The 24,154-nt window shown below is 62.3% G+C and carries 22 protein-coding genes and 1 tRNA gene; 17 read left to right on the top strand and 6 right to left on the bottom strand.

From position 1 onward, the window contains the following. Positions 1–48: 48 nt before the first annotated feature. Both HNP55_RS00555 and HNP55_RS00550 read left to right on the top strand, forming a co-directional pair. Positions 49–1,959 carry a SurA N-terminal domain-containing protein gene (locus tag HNP55_RS00555; RefSeq protein WP_184294964.1) on the top strand — a complete coding sequence of 637 codons (1,911 nt, stop codon included), beginning with the start codon at positions 49–51 and terminating at the stop codon, positions 1,957–1,959. A gap of 148 nt (positions 1,960–2,107) precedes the next feature. Further along, positions 2,108–2,183, top strand: a tRNA-His gene (locus HNP55_RS00550). Between the two features lie 133 nt (positions 2,184–2,316). Here HNP55_RS00550 and HNP55_RS00545 read toward each other — a convergent pair. Further along, complete coding sequence (locus HNP55_RS00545) at positions 2,317–3,060, bottom strand: response regulator transcription factor (protein ID WP_184296609.1); 744 nt, start codon at positions 3,058–3,060, stop codon at positions 2,317–2,319. A 121-nt stretch (positions 3,061–3,181) separates the two neighbouring features. Further along, the gene (locus HNP55_RS00540) at positions 3,182–4,159 is read right to left on the bottom strand and encodes an NADPH:quinone oxidoreductase family protein (RefSeq protein WP_184294962.1); all 978 of its coding nucleotides are present in this window, start codon (positions 4,157–4,159) and stop codon (positions 3,182–3,184) included. Between the two features lie 122 nt (positions 4,160–4,281). Here HNP55_RS00540 and surE point away from each other — a divergent pair, with 122 nt between their 5' ends. From surE to rlmD, 5 genes are all read left to right on the top strand, one after another. Beyond that, positions 4,282–5,031, top strand: coding sequence for a 5'/3'-nucleotidase SurE (gene surE, locus HNP55_RS00535; protein WP_184294959.1), 750 nt, complete (start codon positions 4,282–4,284; stop codon positions 5,029–5,031). 206 nt (positions 5,032–5,237) lie between these two features. Then, positions 5,238–5,975 carry a protein-L-isoaspartate(D-aspartate) O-methyltransferase gene (locus tag HNP55_RS00530; RefSeq protein WP_184296607.1) on the top strand — a complete coding sequence of 246 codons (738 nt, stop codon included), beginning with the start codon at positions 5,238–5,240 and terminating at the stop codon, positions 5,973–5,975. Positions 5,976–6,097: 122 nt separating this feature from the next. After that, positions 6,098–7,003: a peptidoglycan DD-metalloendopeptidase family protein gene (locus tag HNP55_RS00525; protein WP_184296606.1), complete on the top strand. Its 906-nt coding sequence runs from the start codon at positions 6,098–6,100 to the stop codon at positions 7,001–7,003. Positions 7,004–7,062: 59 nt separating this feature from the next. Further along, complete coding sequence (gene rpoS, locus HNP55_RS00520; RefSeq protein ID WP_246448086.1) at positions 7,063–8,070, top strand: RNA polymerase sigma factor RpoS; 1,008 nt, start codon at positions 7,063–7,065, stop codon at positions 8,068–8,070. A 56-nt stretch (positions 8,071–8,126) separates the two neighbouring features. Next, positions 8,127–9,482: a 23S rRNA (uracil(1939)-C(5))-methyltransferase RlmD gene (rlmD, locus tag HNP55_RS00515; protein ID WP_184294953.1), complete on the top strand. Its 1,356-nt coding sequence runs from the start codon at positions 8,127–8,129 to the stop codon at positions 9,480–9,482. A 44-nt stretch (positions 9,483–9,526) separates the two neighbouring features. On the opposite strand, the gene HNP55_RS00510 is transcribed toward rlmD, so the two are convergent. Continuing rightward, a complete protein-coding gene (locus HNP55_RS00510; protein ID WP_184294951.1) occupies positions 9,527–10,219 on the bottom strand; it encodes a Bax inhibitor-1/YccA family protein in 693 nt (230 codons plus the stop codon). 177 nt (positions 10,220–10,396) lie between these two features. Here HNP55_RS00510 and HNP55_RS00505 point away from each other — a divergent pair, with 177 nt between their 5' ends. From HNP55_RS00505 to HNP55_RS00485, 5 genes are all read left to right on the top strand, one after another. After that, positions 10,397–10,801 (top strand): GlcG/HbpS family heme-binding protein, encoded by a 405-nt coding sequence (locus HNP55_RS00505; RefSeq protein ID WP_184294950.1) that lies wholly within the window; start codon positions 10,397–10,399, stop codon positions 10,799–10,801. A 338-nt stretch (positions 10,802–11,139) separates the two neighbouring features. Continuing rightward, positions 11,140–12,300: a glutamine-hydrolyzing carbamoyl-phosphate synthase small subunit gene (gene carA / locus HNP55_RS00500; RefSeq protein WP_184294948.1), complete on the top strand. Its 1,161-nt coding sequence runs from the start codon at positions 11,140–11,142 to the stop codon at positions 12,298–12,300. A gap of 14 nt (positions 12,301–12,314) precedes the next feature. Continuing rightward, positions 12,315–15,581 (top strand): carbamoyl-phosphate synthase large subunit, encoded by a 3,267-nt coding sequence (carB, locus tag HNP55_RS00495; RefSeq protein ID WP_184294946.1) that lies wholly within the window; start codon positions 12,315–12,317, stop codon positions 15,579–15,581. A gap of 83 nt (positions 15,582–15,664) precedes the next feature. Further along, complete coding sequence (gene greA / locus HNP55_RS00490) at positions 15,665–16,141, top strand: transcription elongation factor GreA (RefSeq protein ID WP_184294944.1); 477 nt, start codon at positions 15,665–15,667, stop codon at positions 16,139–16,141. Positions 16,142–16,147: 6 nt separating this feature from the next. Further along, positions 16,148–16,576, top strand: a complete 429-nt coding sequence (locus HNP55_RS00485; protein WP_348648634.1) for a DUF4149 domain-containing protein — start codon at positions 16,148–16,150, stop codon at positions 16,574–16,576. Between the two features lie 36 nt (positions 16,577–16,612). Here HNP55_RS00485 and HNP55_RS00480 read toward each other — a convergent pair whose 3' ends face one another. Beyond that, complete coding sequence (locus HNP55_RS00480) at positions 16,613–17,089, bottom strand: YhbY family RNA-binding protein (protein WP_184294942.1); 477 nt, start codon at positions 17,087–17,089, stop codon at positions 16,613–16,615. 20 nt (positions 17,090–17,109) lie between these two features. Between HNP55_RS00480 and HNP55_RS00475 the strand changes: the two genes are divergently transcribed. Then, positions 17,110–17,796 (top strand): RlmE family RNA methyltransferase, encoded by a 687-nt coding sequence (locus tag HNP55_RS00475; RefSeq protein ID WP_184294940.1) that lies wholly within the window; start codon positions 17,110–17,112, stop codon positions 17,794–17,796. 20 nt (positions 17,797–17,816) lie between these two features. On the opposite strand, the gene HNP55_RS24060 is transcribed toward HNP55_RS00475, so the two are convergent. Next, the gene (locus tag HNP55_RS24060; RefSeq protein ID WP_246448188.1) at positions 17,817–18,089 is read right to left on the bottom strand and encodes a hypothetical protein; all 273 of its coding nucleotides are present in this window, start codon (positions 18,087–18,089) and stop codon (positions 17,817–17,819) included. Between HNP55_RS24060 and ftsH the strand changes: the two genes are divergently transcribed. From ftsH to glmM, 3 genes are all read left to right on the top strand, one after another. After that, positions 17,985–19,850 (top strand): ATP-dependent zinc metalloprotease FtsH, encoded by a 1,866-nt coding sequence (gene ftsH / locus HNP55_RS00470; protein WP_348648655.1) that lies wholly within the window; start codon positions 17,985–17,987, stop codon positions 19,848–19,850. The two genes, HNP55_RS24060 and ftsH, sit on opposite strands and share 105 nt — an antisense overlap. Before the next feature lie 179 nt (positions 19,851–20,029). After that, on the top strand, positions 20,030–20,887 hold the full coding sequence (gene folP, locus HNP55_RS00465) for a dihydropteroate synthase (protein ID WP_184294938.1): 858 nt from the start codon (positions 20,030–20,032) through the stop codon (positions 20,885–20,887). A 38-nt stretch (positions 20,888–20,925) separates the two neighbouring features. Next, positions 20,926–22,263, top strand: coding sequence for a phosphoglucosamine mutase (gene glmM / locus HNP55_RS00460; RefSeq protein ID WP_184294936.1), 1,338 nt, complete (start codon positions 20,926–20,928; stop codon positions 22,261–22,263). Positions 22,264–22,398: 135 nt separating this feature from the next. Here the strand turns inward: glmM and HNP55_RS00455 are convergent, their stop codons facing one another. After that, on the bottom strand, positions 22,399–22,905 hold the full coding sequence (locus tag HNP55_RS00455; protein ID WP_246448085.1) for a fasciclin domain-containing protein: 507 nt from the start codon (positions 22,903–22,905) through the stop codon (positions 22,399–22,401). 196 nt (positions 22,906–23,101) lie between these two features. On the opposite strand from HNP55_RS00455, the gene pstS reads away from it, so the two are divergent. After that, positions 23,102–24,142, top strand: coding sequence for a phosphate ABC transporter substrate-binding protein PstS (gene pstS, locus HNP55_RS00450; protein ID WP_184294933.1), 1,041 nt, complete (start codon positions 23,102–23,104; stop codon positions 24,140–24,142). Positions 24,143–24,154 lie beyond the last annotated feature (12 nt).

Raw genomic sequence — 24,154 nt, 5'->3', positions numbered from 1 at the left:
ACCTCGGTTCGCCTTTGTCGCATTCGCATGCATGTCTGAGGTTTTTCGATGTTTGAGTTCGTCCGTAAACACACACGCCTGTTTCAGTTCATCCTGCTGATCCTGATCCTGCCCTCGTTTGCCTTGGTGGGCATGCAGGGCTATACAAGCTTTATGGACGGCGCCAATGCAAGCGTGGCGACGGTCGATGGTCACAAGATCACACAAACCGAGTGGGATAACGCCAAGCGTCAGCAGGCCGAACGCCTGCGCGCGCAGATGCCCAATCTGGACCCCAAGCTGCTGGATTCGCCCGAAGCTCAGCGCGAAGCCCTGGAAGGTCTGGTGCGCGAGCGCGTTCTGCAGGCTGCGGCGAAGGATGAGCACTTCGTCGTCAGCGATGAGCGCCTGCAGTCTCTGTTCCTGAATGACCCTCAGTTCGCCTTCCTGCGCAATCCCGACGGCACGGTCAACAAGGCCTTGATCGCTTCGCAAGGCATGAGTTCGCAGATGTTTGTGGAGCGCCTGCGGCAAGACCTGACCCTGCGCCAGGTGACGGCAGGCGTGGCTGGCTCGGTGCCTGCCAGCAATGCCAATGCCGCGCTGGCCTTCGATGCCTTGCTGCAGCAGCGCGAAGTGCAGTTGCAGCGTTTTGAAGCCAAGGACTTCGCTGCGCGCATCGAACCGACCGAGGCGCAGATCGAGGCTTTTTATAAAGACCCGGCCCACGCGGCGCAGTTCCAGCTGCCGGAATCGGCCCAGATCCAGTATCTGGTGCTGGACATCGAGGCGCTGAAGGCGGGTGTGACCGTCAATGAAGAAGAGCTGCGCAAGTATTACGACGAGAACGCCTCGCGTTACGCTGTCGCCGAAGAGCGCCGCGCCAGCCATATCCTGATCAAGGCCGATAAGAGTGCGCCCGCGGAAGAGCGCAGCAAGGCCAAGGCACGCGCCGAAGAGTTGTCGGCCGAGGCGCGCAAGAATCCCGCGGCTTTTGCCGAGCTGGCACGCAAGAATTCGCAAGACGAAGGTTCGGCCGTCAACGGCGGCGACCTGGGCTTCTTTGGCCGCGGTGCCATGGTCAAGCCTTTTGAAGACGCGGCCTACGCGATGAAAAAGGGCGAGGTCAGCCTGCCGGTGGAGTCTGACTTCGGTTACCATGTCATTCAGCTGACCGGTGTCCGTGGTGGCGAGAAGAAGAGCTTTGAGTCCGTCCACGCGGAGGTCGAAGCCGAGGTGCGCAAGCAACTGGCGCAGAAGCGTTATTCGGAAGCGGCCGAGCAATTCAGCAATCTGGTCTACGAACAGGCCGATGGCCTGCAGCCCGCCGCCGACAAGCTCAAGCTGAGCATCGCCACGGCCACCGTGCAGCGCACGCCTGCGCCCGGTGCGACCGGCCCCCTGGCCTCGACCAAGTTGCTGGAAGCCGTGTTCGGCAACGATGCCTTGCGCAACAAGCGCAATACCGAAGCGCTGGAAACCGCGCCCAATCAGATGACGGCGGCTCATGTGGTCCTGCACAAGCCGGCTCAGATGCAGCCCTTGGCCGAGGTGAAGAGTCAGGTCCGCAATCAGGTGCTGGCCAAGCTGGCCATGGCCGAGGCCGTGAAGGCAGGCCAGGCCCGCCTGGCTGCCCTGCAAAAAGGCGGCGATGCCAGTGGCTTGTCGGCGCCCGTGCTGGTGTCGCGTGCTCAGCCGCAAGGTCTGTCGCGCAAGGTCTTGGAAGCGGTGCTGGCGGCCGACGCCAGCAAGTTGCCCGGCTTCATCGGCGTGGAGACAGGTGAGGGCGCCTACGTCGTGGCGCGCTTGGTCAAGCTCCAGGATCGCGATCCTGCCGTGGTCGATGCCAAGCGTGCCGCCCAGCAATATGCCCAGGCCTGGACGGCTGCCGAAGCTCAGGCCTATGCCAATGCGCTGAAGACACGCTTCAAAGTTGTGATGAAGGCGCCTTCTGCTGTAGCATCTTCCCCAGCACCCTAAATTGGTGTTATACTAGCTGGCTTCGGGGGATTGATATTCGGTGCCAAGCGCTGAAAGCAAAGATTTCCCGGTCAAGAAAATTTCAATGAAGTTTTTTTGAAAAACTCTCAGAGGCGTTGAAAAACGTATTATAATGAGAGTCTCTACGGTGGCTGTAGCTCAGTTGGTAGAGTCACGGATTGTGATTCCGTTTGTCGTGGGTTCGAGCCCCATCAGCCACCCCAGAAAAAAGAAACAGGCACCTTCGGGTGCCTGTTTTGCTTTGTGCAATCCATATTGAGTTTGCATGCCGTGTTTGGTTTGCTTATGAAAAAGGCCCGAATTGATTCGGGCCTTTTTTGTTTTGGAGCAGGTCTTCTAGACCAAGCCTTGCTTGCTGGCCAGCACCGCCGCTTCGGCACGGCTGGAGACATTGAGTTTCTTGTAGATGGACTTGATGTGGTCGTTCACGGTGAACCACTTGATGCCCATCAGATTGGCGATTTCTTTGATTGTGAAGCCCTTGCTGAGATAGGTCAGCACTTCGCTTTCGCGCGGCGTCAGGCGCTCCCATTCCGGTGGCGGGTCCAGCACGACGCCGCGGCCGCTGTTGATAGGGGCGCTGGACGAGAGGTTGCCAAAGCCGGAGTTCAGCGCCATTGGGCCGCTGTCGCCACCGGCAGCGGGGCGGAAGTGGGACAGCAGGCGGCGAGCGATGGCGGGCGACAAAGGCGGTTGGCCGCGCACGATACGCTGCAATTCCTCGACCAGGACCTCGAAGCGGTCCTCCTTCAGCAGATAGCCGTCGGCGCCGCATTGCAGGGCGGGGAAGAGGTGGTCGTCGTCAGAGTAAAGCGTGGTGACGATTTTCAGCGCCGGGGTGGCGGCAAACTCGGCCAGAAACTCCATGCCATTGCCATCGGGCAACTCCAGGTCGACGAGCACCAGTTTGAAACCAAGGTCGGGGCTGGATTCGGCCAACTTGGCGACTTGGCGGCGTGCGCCTTCGAGATCACCCGCTTCGGTAATTTCCATGGGATCGCTGAAACTCTCTCGCACCACGCGGCACAAAAAGCTTCGGGCAACCGGATTGTCTTCAATGATGAGTACTTTGACGGCCATAGCGAATAGTTCCGGACAGCTTTCATCGTATCTCACAAAGCACGGATAGCGCACAGTGCTCGAGTTCAAGTCTGCTGCCGCCTTGAGATGTTGTCTAGCGGCCTCGCCTGGGCTGCAAGCCTCAGTCGCAGCGCAGGACAATCTTGCCGATCACTTGGCGGCTTGCCATCCGGGCAAACGCCTGGGGTAGTTGTTCCAGCGGCATCACGGCGTCCAGCACGGGCTTGATTTTCCCTATCGCATGCCAGTGCGCTAATCGCCCCAGCATTTCTGCATTGGCCTTGGGCTCGCGCTTGGCGAACTCGCCCCAGAACACGCCCAGCAAGGATGCGCCCTTCAACAAGGCCAGATTGATGGGCAGGGACGGGATTTGCCCCTGGGCAAAACCCACAACCAGATAGCGCCCACGCCAGGCGATGGAGCGGAAGGCGGGCTCGACCAAGTCGCCGCCCACCGGGTCGTAGATGACGTCCGGGCCGCGGCCTTCGGTCAGGGTCTTGAGTTCCTCACGCAGATGGGTTTTGCCGTAGTTGATCGTGGCGTCGGCGCCCAGTTCGAGGCAGCGCGCGCATTTCTCGTCACTGGATGTGGCGGCGATCACTCGGGCGCCGGCGGCCTTGGCGATCTGGATGGCGGCCGTCCCCACGCCGCCGGCCGCTCCCAGGATCAAGACGGTCTCGCCTGGCCGCAGCGCCGCGCGATCCATCAGGGCGTGATAGCTGGTGGCATAGGTGCAGATGAAGGCGGCGGCTTCCTCAAAGCCCATGCTTTGCGGCAGGGGCAGGGCCAGGCCCGCAGGAATGCAGGCATGACTGGCAAAACCACCGGTGCCAGAGAAGGCGGCGACCGCATCGCCGACTTTGAAGCCTTCTGCCCCCTCCCCAAGAGCCTCCACGACGCCGGCGAACTCGGCGCCGGGCACAAAGGGCAGGGGCGGTTTCAGCTGGTATTTGTTCTGGATGATCAGCAGGTCGGGGAAGTTGAGACTGGCTGCCTTGATGGCCACGCGGATCTCACCGGCCTGGGGTTCGGGGATGAGCTGCTCCCGCAGGGTCAAGCCCTCGGGGCCAATGGGGTTCTCGCACAACCAAGCTTTCATCGCGACTCTCCGATTCGTCCATTAGCGCTCCGCTGAGGTTTCCAGCAAGCGTGGCGCGGATGATAGGGAGCGCCTGCCGGATTGCGGGTCGCACAGGTGACGAGATGCCTACAATGCGCGCCATGCGCATACTCATAGCGAACGACGATGGCTACCTCGCGCCAGGGCTGCACGCTCTGGTGAAGGCTTGTGAAGGTTTGGGGCAGATCGAGGTGATTGCCCCTGAGCAAAACGCCAGCGGGACTTCCAATTCATTGACGCTGGGGCGACCACTGTCGGTTTACACGGCGGCCAATGGTTTTCGTTACGTCAACGGCACGCCGTCGGACTCGGTCCATGTGGCCCTGACCGGCTTGCTTGGGTACAAGCCCGATCTGGTGCTGTCTGGCATCAATAACGGCGCCAATATGGGCGACGACACCTTGTATTCCGGTACGGTTGCCGCCGCGACTGAGGGTTATCTTTTTGGCATTCCCTCCATCGCGTTCTCGCAGGTCGAGAAGGGTTGGGGCGAGCTCGATGCGGCAGCGGCGCTGGCGAGGCAGTTGATCGAACAGGTGATCGCTGGCGGGCTGGACAAGCCGTTCCTGCTGAACGTCAATATCCCGAATCGTGCCGATGCCTTGAGCCTGCCGCGCCGCGTGACCCGTCTGGGTCGGCGCCATGCCAGCGAGCCCGTCATCCGCCAGCAAAGCCCGCGCGGCGAAACGATTTACTGGATCGGTCCGGCGGGCGATGCGCGGGAGGCGGGGGAGGGCACGGACTTTCATGCCACCGCTGCGGGCGAAATCTCCATCACCCCCTTGCAGGTCGATCTGACCCATCATGCAGCGCTGCCCGCCTGGGCGCTGCGTTTTGGCAGCCGCGCATGAACAAACCGAGCAATCGGCCGCAGCGCTTTCCACTGTCGCTCAACAAGCTGGGCTCGCCCAGCGCGGGCAATGGCTTTAGTGCATCGGGCGCTGGGGCGTCCGGCTTGGCCGGGCAGGGGGTTGCCGCCGGTTTCAGCGCCGCAGGTGCGAGCAGCTCCGGTGTCTTGTCTGCCGGCAAGTCCACCGTGGCGACGCGCGAGGTCTTGATGCCGCAGCGGCATCTGCGCGAGGCGGCCGCGGATGCGGCCCGTCGCATGGCCCCCAGCGGTTTGGGGCTGGACTCTATCCATGTGCGCCACCGCATGGTGCAGCGGCTCAAGCAGACGGGTTTGCAGGACGAGCGTGTCCTGCAGGCCTTGGCCGAGGTGCCTCGGCATGAGTTTGTCGACAGTGCCCTGGCGATCCAGGCTTACGAGGACACCAGCCTGCCGATTGGCCACGGGCAGACCATCTCCAAGCCCTCGGTGGTGGGGCGCATGATCGCCATGCTGATGGGCGGGGCGGCCGCGCAGCAGCAGGGCCATCTGGGTCGGGTGCTGGAAATCGGCACCGGCTGCGGTTATCAGGCGGCCGTGCTCTCGCGCCTGGCGAAACAAGTGGTTTCAATTGAGCGGCTCAAGCCTTTGCATGACAAGGCGCTCAGCAATTTACAGTCCTTGCAGCTGAGTCAGATCCGTTTGATCCATGGCGATGGTCGCCTGGGGCATGCTGGATCGGCGCCCTATGAGTCCATCATTGCCGCCGCCGGCGGCGAGGATTTGCCGGCCGCCTGGCTGGCCCAGCTGGCGCCCGGTGGTCGCCTGGTGGCGCCCATGGTCGCGCCCGGTGGGCGCGGGCAGATCCTGGTGCTGGTGGATCATCTGGTCGAGGTCGGCATCAGCCGCTATGTTCGCAGCGAATATGAGGCCGTGCATTTCGTGCCTCTAAAATCGGGCGTGTTATAGATCGACGAGGCCCCGGGGCTTCCTTCTCTGGCCGGCAGCGCGATGTGCGCTGCTCTTTGGGCGAGGCCTGGTGGCCAGCCCGGGCGCTCGTGAATTTCCGTACAAGTCAGCAAAAGCTACGCATGCAAAAGAAACCCAATCGCTTTTCCTCAGCACTGCTTGTCGCTGGACTGGTCGCCCTGTTGTCGGGTTGCGGTACCAGCTTGAACCATGCGCCGGTTGAGGACCGCACGGCGGTCAAACCCAGCAAGCCAACGGGCGCTCCACCATCCGGCAGCACGGCCAGTTCAAGCAGTGCCGAGGCCAAGCCTCTGCCCGGTGCGGAGAACGCTGGCAAGCCGGGCTATTACACTGTCAAACCGGGGGATACCTTGATCCGCGTGGCGCTGGAGAACGGCCAGGGCTGGCGTGATCTGGTCAAGTGGAACGGCCTGGACAACCCCAATGTGATCGAGGTGGGTCAGGTCTTGCGTGTGGTGCCGCCCGGTGTCGATGCGGCGTCTGTCAGCGCGCGCCCGATCAACTCGGCCAAGGTGGAGTCCCGTCCACTGGATGGCAAGGCGCCCGCAGCCTCGGCGCCCGCGAGCAGCACGGCAGCGGCCTCGGCAGCCTCAGGTTCGACCGCGGCGAGTGCGGCGGCAGCGCGTACCGATGATGACGACATCAGCTGGGCCTGGCCGACCAGCGGCGCCTTGATTGGCAGCTTCGATGAGGCTCGCAATAACAAGGGTCTCGACTTCAGTGGCAAGGCCGGCGACCCGGTCTTGGCCGCAGCGGATGGGCGGGTCATGTATGCTGGTTCGGGCTTGCGCGGATACGGCCATATGGTCATCATCAAGCACAACGCAGGCTATATCAGCGCATACGCGCACAACCAGGCCCTGCTGGTCAAAGAAGACCAGGTGGTTCGCAAGGGTCAGAAGATAGCGGAGATGGGGTCTAGCGATGCAGATCAAGTCAAGCTTCACTTCGAGATTCGCCGGCAGACCAAGCTCATGGATCCGGCCAAGCTTCTGCCGGCTCGTTGAAGGGCTGAGCCGGACCGGGGGCCTTCGTCATGAAACATGCTGAAGGCCCTCTCCCAGAATTGGCGGGGCTGAACCCGGTCGCTGCTGGCCTTGCACTGCAGGACTTGCTGGGCGAGTCGGCGAGGGAGGGCGAAGCGGGCCAGGGCAATCAGGCAGGTTTTGTGTCGGCGGCCGGTGTCGCCAACGCCGGCGAGAGCATCGCCGAAGCCGAGGTCGACCCAGGCAATGCCTTGCAGGCTTATCTGCGCGATATCCGGCGCACCCCCTTGCTCAGCCCTCAGGCCGAGTACGAAACGGCGGTCGCGGCGCGGGCGGGCGATTTTCCGGCCCGGCAGGCCATGATTCGCCACAATCTGCGCCTGGTGGTGAGCATCGCCAAGAACTATTTGGGGCGTGGCCTGCCGATGAGTGATCTCATCGAAGAAGGCAATTTGGGCCTGATGCATGCCATCGGCAAATTCGAGCCCGAACGGGGCTTCCGTTTCTCGACCTATTCCAGTTGGTGGATTCGCCAGAGCATTGAGAGCGCCTTGATGCATCAAGCGCGCCTGGTGCGCCTGCCGGTGCACATCGTGCGCGAACTCAATCAGGTCATCAAGGCACGGCGGGCGCTGGAGGCGGTGCAAAGCCAGCGTGGGATCGAGGCCAAGGTGAGGGTGGATGAGCTTGCCGCTGCGCTGGGCCGGCCGGTCTCCGAGGTGGCCGAATTGCTGGCCTATGCCGAGTTGCCCAGTTCACTCGATTCGCCGGTGGATCGCAATGGCGAAGGCGGCGAATCCATGCTGGATTTGGTGGCCGACGAGCAGGCCGTCGATCCCATGGGTCTGCGTTTGAGCCATGAGCTTGAGACTTTGATTTCCCACGGCTTGGCGGCCTTGAACGAGCGCGAGCGCGAGGTGCTGGCGGGGCGTTTTGGCCTGGCTGACCGGGAGCCCGAAACCCTGGACATTTTGGCGCAACGCCTGAGGCTGACGCGGGAGCGTATTCGGCAGATCCAGATCGAGGCCTTGGCCAAGCTCAAGCGCAATATGATGCGCCACGGCATCGATCGCGACTCGATTTTTTAGTGCCTCGGCCCGGCTGTTGTTCCGGCCTGTTGCGCCAGGCTGGGATAATCGCGCCCATGATTCAAGATTCAGAATGGCTCAAGGTCGAATCCCTGGACCTGGATGCCCAGGGCGTGGCCCATAAAGAGGATGGCAAGGTCGTTTTCATCGAGGGTGCATTGCCCGGTGAAGAGGTGCAGGTCAGCGTCGGTCGCAAAAAGAACAACTGGGAGCAGGGCACGCTGACGGCCTTGCGCAAGGAGAGTTCGCAGCGCGTCACGCCTGGCTGCCCGCATTTCGGCCTGCATGGTGGTGCCTGCGGAGGCTGCAAGATGCAGCATCTGCATGCCTCGGCCCAGGTGGCGGTGAAGCAGCGGGTGGTGGAGGACAATCTCTGGCATCTGGGCAAGGTCAAGCCGGAAACGCTGCTGCGCCCTATCGAGGGCCCGACCTGGGGCTATCGCTACCGGGCTCGTTTCTCGGTGCGCTATGTGCTAAAAAAAGAGCAGGTGCTGATCGGTTTTCACGAGCGCAAGAGTCGCTATGTGGCCGATATGCAGGTCTGTAGGGTCGTGCCGCAGCGAGTCAGCGATTTGCTGATGCCTCTGCGCGCCTTGATCGCCAGCATGGAAGAGCGCGACCGCCTGCCGCAAATCGAGTTGGCCATGGGCGATGCCGTCATTGCCCTGGTGCTGCGCAATCTCAATCCCTTGCCTGAGGGTGACAGGGCCAAGCTGCGCGCTTTTGCTGCCGAACATGATGTGCAGTGGTGGTTGCAGCCCAAGGGGCCGGATACCGTGCATCTGCTGGATGAAGGCGGCGTCCAGCTGTCTTACAGCCTGCCCGAGTTCGGGGTGGTGATGCCTTTCAAGCCCACCGACTTCACCCAGGTCAATCCGCATATCAATGCCGTGCTGGTGGGGCGTGCCCTGCGCTTGCTGGACGTGCAGCCGGACGAGCGGGTGATCGACTGGTTCTGCGGCCTCGGCAATTTCACCCTGCCTTTGGCGACCAGGGCCCGGGAGGTCCTTGGCATTGAGGGCAGCGAGACGCTGGTGCAGCGTTCGCGCGAGAACGCCCGCGGCAATGGCTTGGCCGAGAAGACGCGGTTCGAGGCTCGCAATCTTTTTGAGATGACGCCGGCCTTGCTGGCTGCGGATGGTGTGGCGGACAAGTGGCTGGTCGATCCGCCGCGCGATGGCGCTTTTGCTTTGGCCAAGGCCGTGGCCGACATTGCCCAGGATCCCAGCCTGGCGCCGGGCTGGCAGCCGCCCAAACGCATCGTCTACGTGAGCTGCAATCCCTCCACGCTGGCGCGTGATGCGGGCCTGCTGGTCAATCTGGCCGGTTACCGCTGTACGGCGGCCAGCGCGGTGAATATGTTCCCGCATACCTCGCATGTGGAGAGTATTGCGGTGTTTGAGAAGGCATGAAAAACGGGAGCCGCGGCTCCCGTTTTGTTTGAGCATTAGCGTTATCAGTCGCGCTCGCCGCCGAAGATGCCCAGCAGGGACAGCAGGCTCTGGAACACGTTGTAGATGTCCAGATAGATGGCCAGGGTGGCGGAGATGTAATTGGTCTCGCCGCCGTCGATCACGCGCTTGATGTCGTAGAGCATGAAGGCCGAGAACACGGCCATGGACAGCACCAGCATGGTCAGCATCAGGGCCGAGGACTGCAGGAAGATGTTCACCAGGCTCGCCACCAGCAGGATGATGGCGCCGACGAACAGGAACTTGCCCATGGACGAGAGGTCGCGCTTGATCACGGTGGCCAGCGAGGCCATGGCGAAGAAGATGGCGCCGGTGCCGCCAAAAGCCATCATGATCAGGCTGCTGCCGTTCTTGAAGCCCAGGATGCCGGCCAGCAGGCGGGACAGCATCAGGCCCATGAAGAAGGTGAAGGCCAGCAGGGAGAACACGCCGGCGCTGCTGTTCTTGGTCTTCTCGACCAGGAACATCAGGCCGAAGGCGCCGGCGAAGAACACCAGCATGCTCATGCCCGAGCCCATGGCGGCCATAAAGCCCGTGCTCACGCCCACCCAGGCGCCCAGCACCGTGGGCACCATGGACAGGGCCAGCAGCCAGTAGGTATTGCGCAGCACGCGTTGGCGTTCGATGGCCAGGCCACCGCCGGCGCTGCCGTATTGGGTTTGTAGGGTTTCGTTCATCACAGTCCTCCGGGAATGGTTTCAAGGCGCCAGGGCCGGACCACCCATGGGTCAGGGCTTGGCGGCGCCTGCTCCGGACTGTAGCCGGTTTGGCGGCCTTGGTCGCGGCGCGAATGGGTCGAGCTATGCCTGCCCCAGCTAAAGTGCGGCCTCAACCTCAATTTTCAAGCCATCACCATGAATCAAAAGCCCTACCTCAGCCTGAACGATGTGAAAGCGATTGCCGCCGCCGCCGAGGCCGAGGCGCAGGCCCATCACTGGGCCGTGAGCATCGCCATCGTCGACGATGGCGGCCATCTGCTGTGGCTGCAGCGCCTGGACGGCGCGGCCGCTATCTCGGCCCAGATCGCCCCGGCCAAGGCGCATACGGCGGCCCTGGGGCGTCGCGAGTCCAAGGTCTATGAGGACATCATCAACCAGGGACGGGTTTCTTTCCTGAGTGCGCCCGGCCTGAGTGGCATGCTGGAAGGCGGCGTGCCGATTGTGGTGAATGGCTTCTGCGTGGGTGCGGTGGGCGTCAGCGGCGTCAAGTCGACGGAGGATGCGCAGATCGCACGCGCGGGCATCGCGGCCCTGGTTTGAGTTTGGCGGGGCGGGCAGAGGTTTTGGGGTATCTGTCTTCGTCTTGAGTCGGGCCTGACGCGGCGTCTGAGCTGACACAAGCCCGTCAATTTTTCCTGCTAGCGCCTGGTGATAACCCTGGTCGGGTATACTTAGCAGGTTTACCCGCAACCTACCGCTACCCCAGCGAAACTCGTAACAGTTTCATCACCGGTGAGGGCGAGGGCTTTTGCTCAGGCAGGAGTCCAGGCCTCAGATCCGGTCTCACCACCGAACTCAATGCATCCAGCGGATTTCGACACCGAAATCGTGCTGGAGCCCGAGTAGAGCTGGGCGCGCGCACTATAACGGAGTTCCCCGTGCTGCCCGATCTGCTCCATTCCCCTCTCGCGATTCTCGCCCTGGCAGACGGCACGGTCTTCAAAGGCATCTCCATTGGAGCTGCCGGCCACACGGTCGGTGAGGTGGTGTTCAACACCGCCATGACCGGCTACCAGGAAATTCTCACTGACCCGAGCTACTGCCGGCAGATCGTGACCCTCACGTATCCGCATATCGGCAACTACGGCGTCAACGATGAGGATGTCGAGGCTTCGAAGATCCATGCCGCTGGCTTGATTGTCAAAGAGCTGCCTCTGCTCGATTCCAACTTCCGCAAGACGCGCAGCCTCGCGCAGTATCTGGTGGATGAAGGCACCGTCGCCATCGCCGATATCGACACCCGCCGCCTGACCCGCGTGCTGCGCACGAGCGGTGCGCAAAACGGCTGCATCATGGCCTTGCCCCTGGGCGTGGCCATCACCGACGCCCTGGTCGCCGAGGCGATTGCCAAGGCCCAGGCCGCGCCCAGCATGGCCGGGTTGGATCTGGCCCAGGTCGTCACGACTGAAGCCTCGCATGCCTGGACCGAGACCGAGTGGACCCTGGGCAAGGGCTACGGCCAGCAGACCCAGGCGCGCTTCCATGTGGTGGCCTACGACTTCGGAGTCAAGAGCAATATCCTGCGCATGCTGGCTTCGCGCGGCTGCAAGATCACCGTGGTGCCGGCCAAGACGCCCGCTTCCGCCGTGTTCGATCTGGAGCCGGATGGCGTCTTCCTGTCCAATGGCCCCGGCGATCCGCAGCCCTGCGACTACGCCATCAAGGCCGCGGCCGAGCTGATCGAGGCTGGTATCCCCACTTTCGGCATCTGCCTGGGCCATCAAATCATGGCCCTGGCCTCGGGGGCCAAGACCTTCAAGATGAAGTTCGGCCACCACGGTGCCAATCACCCGGTCAAGGACCTGGACAGCGGCCGCGTCTCCATCACCAGCCAAAACCACGGTTTTGCGGTGGTGGCCGAGGGCCTGCCCGCCCATCTGCGCGCCACCCACATCAGCTTGTTCGACGGCACGCTGCAAGGCTTGGCCCGTACCGACAAGCCGGCCTTCTGCTTCCAGGGTCACCCCGAGGCCAGCCCCGGCCCGCACGATATTTCGTATTTGTTTGATCGTTTCATCGCACTGATGGCGAAGGCTTGATGGAGTAAAACTAAATGGCAAAACGTACAGACATCAAGAGCATCCTCATCATCGGCGCCGGCCCCATCATCATTGGCCAGGCCTGCGAGTTCGACTACTCCGGCGCCCAGGCCTGCAAGGCTTTGCGCGAAGAGGGTTACAAAGTCATTCTGGTGAACAGCAACCCTGCCACCATCATGACCGACCCCGATACGGCGGACGTGACCTATATCGAGCCCATCACCTGGCAGGTGGTCGAGAAGATCATTGCCAAGGAGCGGCCCGATGCCGTGCTGCCCACCATGGGCGGCCAGACCGCGCTGAACTGCGCCCTGGACCTGCACAAGCATGGCGTGCTGGCCAAGTACGGCGTCGAAATGATTGGCGCCAACGAGAAGGCCATCGAGAAGGCCGAGGACCGCCTCAAGTTCAAGGATGCCATGACCAAGATCGGTCTGGAGTCCGCCAAGTCCGGCATCGCTCACTCGATGGAAGAAGCGTTGGCGGTGCAAAAGCGCATCAAGGACGAGATCGGCGGCACCGGCTTCCCCATGGTCATCCGTCCCAGTTTCACGCTGGGCGGCACCGGCGGCGGCATTGCCTATAACCCCGAGGAATTCGAGGAAATCTGCAAGCGCGGCCTGGACCTCTCGCCCACCAACGAGCTGCTGATCGAAGAGTCGCTGATCGGTTGGAAAGAGTACGAGATGGAGGTCGTGCGTGACAGCAAGGACAACTGCATCATCGTCTGCTCCATCGAGAACCTGGACCCCATGGGTGTGCACACCGGTGACTCCATCACCGTGGCCCCGGCCCAGACCCTGAGCGACAAGGAATACCAGCTGCTGCGCAATGCCTCCATCGCCATCCTGCGCGAGATCGGCGTGGACACGGGCGGCTCGAACGTGCAGTTCTCGATCAACCCGAAAAACGGCCGCATGACCGTGATCGAGATGAATCCGCGCGTCTCGCGTTCCTCGGCCCTGGCCTCCAAGGCCACGGGCTTCCCCATCGCCAAGATCGCCGCCAAGCTGGCCGTGGGCTACACCCTGGACGAATTGCGCAACGACATCACCGGCGGCGTGACCCCGGCGTCCTTCGAGCCCAGCATTGACTACGTGGTCACCAAGATCCCGCGCTTTGCCTTCGAAAAATTCCCCATGGCTGATTCGCGTCTGACCACGCAGATGAAGTCGGTGGGCGAGGTGATGGCCATGGGCCGCACTTTCCAGGAGAGCTTCCAGAAGGCCTTGCGCGGCCTGGAGACCGGCATCGATGGCCTGTCCGAGCGCAGCACGGACCGCGAAGAAATCGTGCAAGAGATCGGCGAGCCCGGCCCCGAGCGCATCCTCTTCGTCGGCGACGCCTTCCGCATCGGCATGAGCATGGACGAAGTCTTCGAAGAGACGGCCATCGACCCCTGGTTCCTGGTGCAGATCGAGCAGCTGATCAAGATCGAGCAATCGCTCAAGGGGCGTACGCTGGCCTCGCTGTCAGTCGATGAATTGCGTTTGCTGAAAAAGAAGGGTTTCTCCGACAAGCGCCTGGGCAAGCTGCTGGACAGCAATCAGCATGATGTGCGCCGCGCCCGCCATGCCCTGGGTGTGCGCCCGGTCTACAAGCGGGTGGATACCTGCGCGGCCGAGTTCTCGACCGAGACGGCATACATGTACTCGACCTACGAGGAGGAGTGCGAGGCCGAGCCGACGAGCAACAAGAAGATCATGGTGCTGGGCGGTGGCCCCAACCGCATCGGCCAGGGCATCGAGTTCGACTACTGCTGCGTCCATGCCGCCTTGGCCATGCGCGAAGACGGTTACGAGACCATCATGGTCAACTGCAATCCCGAGACCGTTTCGACCGATTACGACACCTCGGATCGCCTCTACTTCGAGCCGGTGACGCTGGAAGACGTGCTGGAGATCGTCGAGAAGGAAAAGCCCGTCGGCGTGATCGTGCAGTACGGCGGGCAGACCCCGCTCAAGCTGGCCTTGGATCTGGAAGCCAACGGCGTGCCCATCATCGGCACCACGCCCGACAGCATCGATATGGCCGAGGACCGCGAGCGCTTCCAGCAATTGCTGCACACGCTGGGTCTGAAGCAGCCGCCCAACCGCACCGCCCGTACCGAAGAGCAGGCCGTGGCCCTGGCCAACGAGATCGGCTACCCCCTGGTCGTGCGCCCCAGCTATGTGCTGGGCGGCCGGGCGATGGAAATCGTCCATGGTGACAAGGATCTGGAGCGTTATATGCGCGAAGCCGTGCGCGTCTCCGACAAGTCGCCGGTGTTGCTGGATCGCTTCCTGCAAGACGCCGTCGAGGTCGATGCCGACTGCATCAGCGACGGCGTGGATGTGATGATAGGCGGCATCATGGAGCATATCGAGGCGGCCGGCATCCACTCCGGTGACTCGGCCTGCTCGCTGCCGCCCTACACCCTCTCGGTGGCCCTGCAGGACGAGCTGCGCCGCCAGACGGCGGCCATGGCGCGCGCCCTCAAGGTGGTGGGCTTGATGAATGTGCAGTTCGCCATCCAGGGCGACGTGACGGGCGGCCTGGACGGCGCCACGGTCTATGTGCTGGAGGTGAATCCGCGTGCCTCGCGCACCGTGCCCTTCGTCTCCAAGGCGACCGGCCAGCAACTGGCCAAGATTGCGGCACGCTGCATGGCGGGCCAGAAGCTGAAGGATCAGAAGGACCGTCAGGGCCGCGTGCCGGTTGAGGTCGTGCCGCCTTACTTCAGCGTCAAGGAAGCCGTCTTTCCCTTCAACAAGTTCCCCGGCGTGGACCCCATCCTGAGCCCGGAGATGCGCTCCACCGGCGAGGTGATGGGCGCGGCCCGCAGCTTTGGTGAGGCCATGTTGAAGAGTCAGCTGGGCGCGGGCTCGCGCCTGCCGCGCCAGGGCAATGTCTTGATCACGGTGAAAAATGCCGACAAGGCGCGTGCCGTGGCCGTGGCCAAGGATCTGCATGCCCTGGGCTTTGGCGTCGTCGCCACCAAGGGCACGGCGGCGGCCGTGGCCGAGGCCGGCGTGCCGGTGCGAGTGGTCAACAAGGTCAAGGACGGCCGGCCGCATATCGTGGACATGATCAAGGGCGGCGAGATCCAGTTGGTGTTCACCACCGTGGATGAGACTCGCACCGCGATTGCCGACAGCCGCCATATCCGCCAGGCCGCCCTGGCCGCGCGGGTGACCTACTACACGACCATGGCCGGCTGCGAGGCCGCGGTCGAGGGCATGAAGCATCAAAACGGCCTGCTGGTGCAATCCCTGCAAGAGCTGCACGCAGAACTGGTCTAAACTCGGCCCAACGAACTCCGCCGCCGCGGCCCCGTTTTGGGGGCGCAGCGGCGGATTCATTTTGTCTTTCAAGGTTTACTACTATGGCCACCATTCCTCTGACCACACGCGGTGCTGAAAAGCTCAAAGAAGAACTGCATCGACTCAAGAGCGTTGAGCGGCATGCCGTGATCCACGCCATCGCCGAGGCGCGTGCCCAGGGCGATCTGTCGGAAAACGCCGAGTACGAAGCGGCCAAGGACAAGCAGGGCTTTATCGAAGGCCGCATCCTCGAGATCGAGGGCAAGCTGGCCGCGGCCCAGATCATCGACCCGGCCTCCGTGGATGCCGGCGGTCGCATCGTCTTCGGCACCACCGTGGACCTGGAAGAAGAGGCCACGGGCGCCGAAGTGACTTATCAAATCGTCGGTGACGACGAGGCCGATCTGAAACTGGGCCTGATCTCCATCAGCTCGCCCATCGCGCGCGCGCTGATAGGCAAGGAGGCCGGTGATGTGGCCGAGGTGATGGCACCCGGTGGCATCAAGCGTTACGAGGTGGTCGAGGTTCGTTACGTCTGAGCTGCCGTGATATTGCTCAAACGCAGCCAGGCCTTGTTGGCAGCCCTTTGGGCCGGCCTGCTTTTGTGCGTGGGCCTGGTGGCTGCACCCAGTGCGTTTGCGGTGCTGGAGCGGCCGATGGCGGGTTTGGTGGTGGCGCAGCTGTTTCAGCGCGAGGCCATGCTGAGCCTGTTCGCGGCGGTGTTGCTGATCTTGATGGAGCGGCGGCGGGCGCGTGAGGGTGCTGGGTCGGCCGTCACGGCGGAAGTGTTGCTGCCCGCGGCCGCCTTGTTTTGCACCGTGGCGGGTTATTACGCCTTGCAGCCCATGATGGCGGCGGCAAAAGCGGGGCAGGGCGCTTGGTCCTTCATGGCTTTGCACAGCATTTCCTTGCTGTTTTTCGCTTTGAAGGGTTTGTTGGTAATGGCCCTGGCCTGGCGCCTGGGCAAATGCTGAAGGAGGGCAGGTCTTGATCAGGCCTGCCGACAGCTATCAGTCCTGAGCTTGCTTCTTCACGCTGGTGATGCGGCGCTTGGCGCGCTTGATTTCACCGCCCTGGGCGACACGCTCATTGCCGAGCACGCGCAGCTTCTTCATCTGGGGGCGATGATTGCCGCTCTTGGAGAATTTCACGATCTTGACGATGCGAGGGCCGCCTTTGGCGTTCTCGTCTCGCTCGGCCGCTTCCTTCTCGGGCATGGGGCGCCAGATCACCAGCAGCTTGCCGATGTGCTGTATCGGTGCGGCATCCAGTTCGCCGCATAGCGAGGCAAAGATGCTTTCGCGTCCGGCACGGTCATCCGAGAACACGCGCACCTTGATCAGGCCATGGGCGTTCAGGGCGGCATCGGTTTCTTTCACCACGGCGGGGGTGAGTCCATCCGCGCCAATCATCACCACGGGGGCGAGGTGATGGGCTTCGGAACGTTTTTCCTTGCGCTGGGCAGGGGTCAGTTGAATCGCAGGCATACGCGTATTATCCGTGCAACATGAAGATCAAGACAAAAAGCAAGAAACTTAATAAGACGTGGTTGCATGATCACATCAACGATCCCTACGTCAAGATGGCGCAAAAGGACGGCTACCGCGCCCGCGCCGCCTACAAGCTCAAGGAGATTGACGAGGAGCTCAAGCTCATCCGTCCCGGCCAGGTGGTGGTCGATCTCGGCGCTTCGCCGGGTGCCTGGAGTCAATACCTGCGGCGTTGCTTCGCGCCCAAGGATGTCGGGACTGGTGGTGCCGCCGTCGGTCAGCTGAATGGCACCATCATCGGGCTGGACATCCTGCCTTGCGAGCCCATCGAGGGTGTGCAGTTCTTGCAGGGCGACTTCCAGGAAGAGTCGGTGTTGAAGGCCCTGGAGGCGGCTCTAGGTGGGCGCTCGGTCGACCTTGTGGTTTCCGATATGGCCCCCAATCTGTCAGGGATCGAAAGCTCGGATGCCGCGCGCATTGCGGGTTTGGTCGAGCTGGCGATTGATTTTGCCCAGCGCCATCTGAAGCCCGAGGGTGCTTTGGTGACCAAGGTCTTCCACGGCAGCGGCTACACGCAATTGGTTGAGCTCTTCAAGAAAACCTTTAAAAAGGTCAAGCCCATCAAGCCCAAGGCCTCGCGGGATCGCTCCTCCGAGACTTTTTTGATCGGTATTGGCTTGAAGGCGCCGCAGCAAAAGCCCTGAGCTGTGAAAAAGCCCGGAGTTCAGTCGTACAGCGCCCCATCAAAATCGGGCCCGGCTCTTGACTGCAATAGAATCGACCCCATATGGCCTGCACAAGGCTGCAAAGCTTGTTTCTGTGCAATCGGGCCGAATTGAATGAAGGAATCGCGGTGAACAATCAATGGTTCTCGAAGGTAGCTGTTTGGATCGTGATCGCCTTGGTGCTGTTCACGGTCTTCAAGCAGTTCGATCGAGGTGCAAGCCAAGGCAATCAGCTTGGGTATTCTGAATTTCTGGATGAAGTTCAGGCGCACCGCATCAAGTCCGTGGTTCTGCAAGAGGGTGGGTCGGGGACCGACATCCTGGCGGAAACCAGTGACGGCAAGAAGCTGCGCATCACGGCCACCTATCTGGACCGTGGCCTGATCGGTGATCTGCGTGCCAATGGCGTCAAGTTCGACGTCAAGCCGCGCGAGGAGCCGTCCTTCCTGGTCAATATGCTGGTTAGCTGGGGCCCCATGCTGCTCTTGATCGGCGTTTGGGTTTACTTCATGCGCCAGATGCAGGGCGGCGGCAAGGGCGGTGCCTTCAGCTTCGGCAAGTCCAAGGCCCGCATGCTGGACGAGGCCAATAACTCCACCACCTTCGCCGATGTGGCCGGTTGTGACGAGGCCAAGGAAGAGGTCAAGGAGCTGGTCGACTTCCTGAAGGATCCGCAAAAATTCCAGAAGCTGGGCGGCCGCATCCCGCGTGGCGTGTTGCTGGTGGGCCCTCCGGGTACCGGCAAGACCCTGCTGGCCAAGGCCATTGCGGGCGAGGCCAAAGTGCCTTTCTTCTCGATCTCGGGTTCCGACTTCGTTGAAATGTTCGTTGGCGTGGGCGCGGCCCGGGTCCGCGATATGTTTGAGCAAGCCAAGAAGAGCGCGCCCTGCATCATCTTTGTGGACGAAATCGACGCGGTCGGCCGTCACCGTGGTGCTGGCCTGGGTGGCGGTAACGACGAACGCGAGCAGACCCTGAACCAGATGCTGGTCGAGATGGACGGCTTCGAGACCAATCTCGGCGTGATCGTGATGGCGGCCACCAACCGCCCGGACATCCTGGACCCGGCCCTGCTGCGTCCCGGCCGTTTCGACCGCCAGGTCTATGTGACCCTGCCCGATGTGCGTGGCCGCGAGCAAATCCTCAATGTGCATATGCGCAAGGTGCCGGTGGGCCAGGACATCCGTGCCGACATCCTGGCACGCGGTACGCCGGGCTTTTCGGGTGCCGATCTGGCCAATCTGGTCAATGAGGCCGCGCTCTTCGCCGCGCGCCGCAGCGGCCGCGTGGTCGAGATGGCCGACTTCGAAAAGGCCAAGGACAAGATCATGATGGGCCCCGAGCGCAAGTCCATGATCATGCCCGAGGAAGAACGCAAGAACACCGCCTACCACGAGGCTGGCCATGCGCTGGTGGCACGTCTGATGCCCAAGACCGATCCGGTTCACAAGGTCACCGTGATTCCCCGTGGCCGGGCCCTGGGCGTGACCATGCAACTGCCGGAGACCGACCGTTACAGCCTGGACAAGGAGCGCATGCTCTCGACCATCTCGGTGCTGTTCGGTGGTCGGATTGCGGAAGAGGTCTTCATGAACCAGATGACCACCGGTGCTTCCAACGACTTCGAGCGCGCCACGTCCATCGCCCGCGATATGGTGATGCGTTATGGCATGACGGATGAGTTGGGCCCCATGGTCTATTCGGAAAACGAAGGCGAGGTCTTCCTGGGCCGCTCGGTCACCAAGACGACCAGCATGTCCGAGGAGACCATGCGCAAGGTGGATTCGGTGATACGCCGCATCATCGACGAGCAGTACGGCATCGCCCGCCGCCTGATCGAGGAGAACCAGGACAAGATGCACAGCATGGCCAAGGCCTTGCTGGAATACGAGACCATAGACTCCGACCAGATCGACGACATCATGTCCGGCAAGCCGCCTCGTCCTCCCAAGGACTGGACGACGCCGAGCGGCGGCAAGTCCGATGGCACGCCTCCGGCTGTCAGCGCCGATGGCGCACCTGCCGCGGCTTGATTCTTCGTCTTTGCTTGCATGACTCCTGATGCGCCTGCCGCATCAAGGCAAAAGGCCAATCCTCTGGGGTTGGCCTTTTTTCATGCTTTGTACCTGCTCGCCCCTGCCCGACCTTCAGGCTTCATCTCGGCCTGCGAGAATGCGGCGCTTCTTGATTCCCGCTTTTAGAGACCTTGTCCATGTTCTGGCAGACCACCCGCTTTCAGCTTGACCTCAGCCGACCCCGGGTGATGGGCATCGTCAATGTCACGCCGGACTCTTTTTCGGACGGCGGCCAATTCGCCGAGACGAGGGCGGCCTTGGCACATTGCGAGCGCTTGGTGCTTGAGGGGGCCGATATTCTGGACATTGGTGGAGAGTCCAGCCGGCCAGGTGCCAAAGCACTCGGCGTTGAAGATGAGTGGACGCGCCTGGGGCCGGTGCTGCAGGAGGCGCTGAAGCTGGGCGTCGTGGTTTCCGTGGACAGCTTCAAGCCCGAGATCATGCGGCGTTCTCTGGCCCTGGGCGTGGACATCATCAATGATATTCAAGCCTTCCGCCTGCCGGGCGCCCTGCAGGCGCTGCTTGAGCATGGGCGCGCCGGCCTGTGCGCCATGCATATGCGAGGTGACTCGGCCACCATGCAAGGCCTGAGCGACTACGAGGATGTGGTGCAGGAGGTGCGCGGCTTTCTCGCCCAAAGCTTGGCCACCTTGAGTTCGGCTGGAATTTCCCCGCAGCGCATCGTCCTGGATCCCGGCTATGGTTTTGCCAAGACGACGCCGCAGAATTTTGAGTTGCTGCGTCGGCAGACGGAGTTACTTGATCTCGGGCGCCCCTTGTTGGTAGGCTGGTCGCGCAAACGCGCTTTGGGCGATGCAACGGGGCGGGCGGTCGACGAGCGCCTGATCCCCAGCGTGGCGGCGGCATTGCTGGCTGCGGAGCGGGGAGCCAAGATTCTGCGTGTACACGATGTGGCCGCCACGGTCGATGCGCTCAAGGTGTTTACCGCTTGTCACCATGGCTTGGCACCGCCGGCGAATGCCGCACAAAACTGACGGACAATGATTCAGATTCAATCAGGAGGATGTGCTCGATGAGCCGTAAGTATTTTGGAACCGATGGGATCCGTGGCACCGTGGGCCAGTCGCCCATCACCCCCGATTTCATGTTGCGTCTGGGCCATGCCGTGGGCCAGGTCTTGCGCAAGCAAAGCGAGCGCCCCACGGTCCTGATCGGCAAGGACACGCGAATTTCCGGCTATATGATCGAGTCCGCGCTGGAGGCAGGTTTTGCTTCCGCCGGGGTTGATGTCTTGTTGACCGGCCCGCTGCCCACGCCTGGCGTGGCTTATCTGACCCGCGCCCTGCGCCAGGATCTGGGGGTGGTGATCAGCGCCTCGCACAATCCTTTTGCGGACAATGGCATCAAGTTCTTCTCGGCCAAGGGCGAAAAGTTGCCCGATGCCTGGGAACTGGCCGTCGAGGCCGCGTTGGAAGAACCGCCGACCTGGATCGATTCCGCCAATCTCGGCCGCGCCAAGCGCCTGGCCGATGCGCGTGGCCGTTACATCGAGTTCTGCAAGAACAGCTTCGGTTCAGACCTGACCCTGAAGGGCTTGAAGATCGTTGTGGATGCGGCTCATGGCGCGGGCTACCACGTGGCGCCCGATGTCTTCCATGAGCTGGGGGCCGAGGTCATCTCCATCGGCTGCAATCCCGATGGCTTCAATATCAACGCCGGATTTGGGGCGACCTCGCCGGCCGCCCTGGTCAAGGCGGTCAAAGACCATGGCGCCCACTACGGCGTGGCCTTGGACGGCGATGCCGACCGCCTGCAACTGGTGGACGCGCAAGGCCGCCTCTACAACGGCGACGAGCTGCTCTACATCATGGTGGCCAACCGCCTGGGTCAGGGCCTGCGCGTGCCCGGTGCCGTCGGCACCTTGATGACCAATATGGCGGTGGAGCTGGCCATCAAGGCCCTGGATGTGGATTTTGTCCGTGCCAAGGTGGGTGACCGTTATGTGCTGGAAGAGCTCAGCGCCCGCGGTTGGGAGCTGGGTGGTGAAGGCTCCGGCCATTTGCTGGCCCTGGACAAGCACACCACCGGTGACGGCATCGTCAGCGCCTTGCTGATCCTGCAATCGGTGTGCCGCTCCGGCAAGTCCCTGGCGGAGCAGTTGGCCGCCGTGACGCTGTTTCCACAGACCATGATCAATGTGCGTCTGCAAGCCGGTCAGGACTGGAAGAGCAATGCCGGCCTGGCGCGTGAGCAGGCCGAGGTGACGGCGGAGCTGGGTTCGCGGGGACGGGTCTTGATCCGTGCCTCGGGGACCGAGCCTTTGCTGCGCGTGATGGTGGAAGCCAGTGACGCGGACCTGGCCCGGCACTGCGCCGAACGCCTGGTGCGTGCGGTGAACGCCGGCGCGTGAAGAGGCGGGCTGCAAGGCCCGCGGCCAGTGTTCCGGCCACCTGAGTTGGCCGCATGAAAAAGGCCACTGCGATTGCCGCAGTGGCCTTTTTGCTGGGGATCTTTCGCCCCTGTCTCCCGAACCGCGGGTATCGCCTTACTTCTTGGGCGGCAGCAGCACGCGGTCCACGATGTGGGCGACGCCGTTGCTGGCCTTTAGGTCGGCGGTTTGAACGACGGCCTCTTCGATGGTCACAAAAGTGCCGGCGCGGGCGGCCGACAAATTGGCGCCGTTGAGCGTCTTCAGATGGCCATTTTGGATTTCTGCTGCGTCCAGCTTGAAGGGCAGGATGTGATAGCTCAGCACGGCCTTGAGTTGCGCAGGATCCTGGCTCAGGGCTTCCAGGGTCTTGGCGGGAACCGCCTTGAAGGCATCGTCGCTGGGGGCGAACACGGTCAGCGGGCCGGCGGCACGCAGACTGTCTTGCAGGCCGGCCTTTTCGACGAGGCGGTTGAAGGTGCTCAGCTCGGGCAGACGGGCCAGGCTTTCATTCAAGGGCAGGGGAGCGGGCGTGCTTGCGCAGGCCGCCAGGCCCAGAACAAGAGCGCTGGCGCCGAGCAGGCCCAGATGACGGCGAAGAAGAGTAGTTGTTTTCATCAACATGCTGAAGAGCTCCGGGATTGGTGTGCTCCAGAGCTTAGGCAGCCGATATGACGATTCAATGAATCGAATGTGACGGATTGCTTGCCGGTAATATGACGTTTCCATGCCGCCCGCCTGCCTATTTATGTCACGTGGATGTCATATTCGAGACATAGGATGCAGTCCATTGCCAACCCCCGTCAGTGATAGGTAGCTCATGAAATTCACTCAAGTCCGTACTGGATTCGTCCTCGCCGCCTCCATGGCTGTGTTTTCTTTTGCGCAAGCTCAGGACGTGACCGGTGCCGGTGCGTCTTTCCCTGCCCCCATCTACGCCAAGTGGGCCGATGCCTATAACAAGGCCAGCGGTGCTCGCATCAACTATCAATCGGTGGGCTCGGGTGCAGGCATCCGCCAGATCAAGGCCAAGACCGTGGACTTTGGTGCTTCTGACGCACCCCTGAAGGATGAGGAACTGGCCAAGGACGGCATGATCCAGTTCCCCACCGTCATCGGCGGTGTGGTGCCGGTGATCAATATCAAGGGCATCGCCCCGGGTCAGGTGCGCATGACCGGCGCTGTGCTGGGCGATATCTATCTGGGCAAGATCGCCAAGTGGAATGACCCCGCCCTGACGGCTTTGAACCCCGGTGTGCCTCTGCCCGACGCCGCGATTGCCGTGGTCCGCCGTGCCGATGGTTCGGGCACCAGCTTCTTGTTCACCAACTATCTGTCCAAGGTCAATGCCGAGTGGAAGTCCAAGGTCGGTGAAAGCACCTCGGTGAACTGGCCGACCGGCGCCGGCGGCAAGGGCAATGAGGGCGTTTCTTCCTATGTGCAGCGTCTGCCTAACTCCATCGGCTATGTGGAGTATGCCTACGCCAAGCAAAACAAGATGGCCCATGTGCTGCTGCGCAATCAGTCGGGCGCCTATGTCGCGCCAAGCGATGCCGCTTTCAAGGCGGCTGCCGCAGGTGCTGAATGGGCCAAGAGCTTCTACCAGGTCCTGACCGAGCAAGCCGGCAAGGACAGCTGGCCCATCACCGGCGCGACCTTCATCTTGGTGCACAAGCAGCAAGACAAGCCCGCCGTCGCCGCCAACACGCTGAAGTTCTTCGACTGGGCCTTCAATGCCGGCGACAAGACGGCCGATGACCTGGACTACGTGCCCCTGCCAGCCTCGGTCAAGGATCTGGTTCGCAAGCAATGGGCCGACAATCTGAAGGACGCTTCCGGCAAGGCCATCAGCTACAAATAAGCCCTGCCTGAG

Origin of the sequence: Roseateles oligotrophus (assembly GCF_014204525.1) — a bacterium.
Classification (GTDB): domain Bacteria; phylum Pseudomonadota; class Gammaproteobacteria; order Burkholderiales; family Burkholderiaceae_C; genus Paucibacter_A; species Paucibacter_A oligotrophus_A.
This window is presented reverse-complemented; position numbering and strand designations above follow the sequence as displayed.

Bases quoted from the DNA above. Each gene is read 5' to 3' on its own strand.
- greA (WP_184294944.1), top strand. From the start codon at position 15,665: ATGGCCACCATTCCTCTGACCACACGCGGTGCTGAAAAGCTCAAAGAA.
- HNP55_RS00530 (WP_184296607.1), top strand. From the start codon at position 5,238: ATGCCGCAGCGGCATCTGCGCGAGGCGGCCGCGGATGCGGCCCGTCGC.
- HNP55_RS00555 (WP_184294964.1), top strand. From the start codon at position 49: ATGTTTGAGTTCGTCCGTAAACACACACGCCTGTTTCAGTTCATCCTG.
- HNP55_RS00540 (WP_184294962.1), bottom strand. From the start codon at position 4,159: ATGAAAGCTTGGTTGTGCGAGAACCCCATTGGCCCCGAGGGCTTGACC.
- folP (WP_184294938.1), top strand. From the start codon at position 20,030: ATGTTCTGGCAGACCACCCGCTTTCAGCTTGACCTCAGCCGACCCCGG.
- HNP55_RS00455 (WP_246448085.1), bottom strand. From the start codon at position 22,905: ATGTTGATGAAAACAACTACTCTTCTTCGCCGTCATCTGGGCCTGCTC.
- HNP55_RS00510 (WP_184294951.1), bottom strand. From the start codon at position 10,219: ATGAACGAAACCCTACAAACCCAATACGGCAGCGCCGGCGGTGGCCTG.
- HNP55_RS00545 (WP_184296609.1), bottom strand. From the start codon at position 3,060: ATGGCCGTCAAAGTACTCATCATTGAAGACAATCCGGTTGCCCGAAGC.
- surE (WP_184294959.1), top strand. From the start codon at position 4,282: ATGCGCATACTCATAGCGAACGACGATGGCTACCTCGCGCCAGGGCTG.
- HNP55_RS00480 (WP_184294942.1), bottom strand. From the start codon at position 17,089: ATGCCTGCGATTCAACTGACCCCTGCCCAGCGCAAGGAAAAACGTTCC.
- HNP55_RS00525 (WP_184296606.1), top strand. From the start codon at position 6,098: ATGCAAAAGAAACCCAATCGCTTTTCCTCAGCACTGCTTGTCGCTGGA.
- carB (WP_184294946.1), top strand. From the start codon at position 12,315: ATGGCAAAACGTACAGACATCAAGAGCATCCTCATCATCGGCGCCGGC.
- pstS (WP_184294933.1), top strand. From the start codon at position 23,102: ATGAAATTCACTCAAGTCCGTACTGGATTCGTCCTCGCCGCCTCCATG.
- glmM (WP_184294936.1), top strand. From the start codon at position 20,926: ATGAGCCGTAAGTATTTTGGAACCGATGGGATCCGTGGCACCGTGGGC.
- HNP55_RS00475 (WP_184294940.1), top strand. From the start codon at position 17,110: ATGAAGATCAAGACAAAAAGCAAGAAACTTAATAAGACGTGGTTGCAT.
- HNP55_RS00505 (WP_184294950.1), top strand. From the start codon at position 10,397: ATGAATCAAAAGCCCTACCTCAGCCTGAACGATGTGAAAGCGATTGCC.
- rlmD (WP_184294953.1), top strand. From the start codon at position 8,127: ATGATTCAAGATTCAGAATGGCTCAAGGTCGAATCCCTGGACCTGGAT.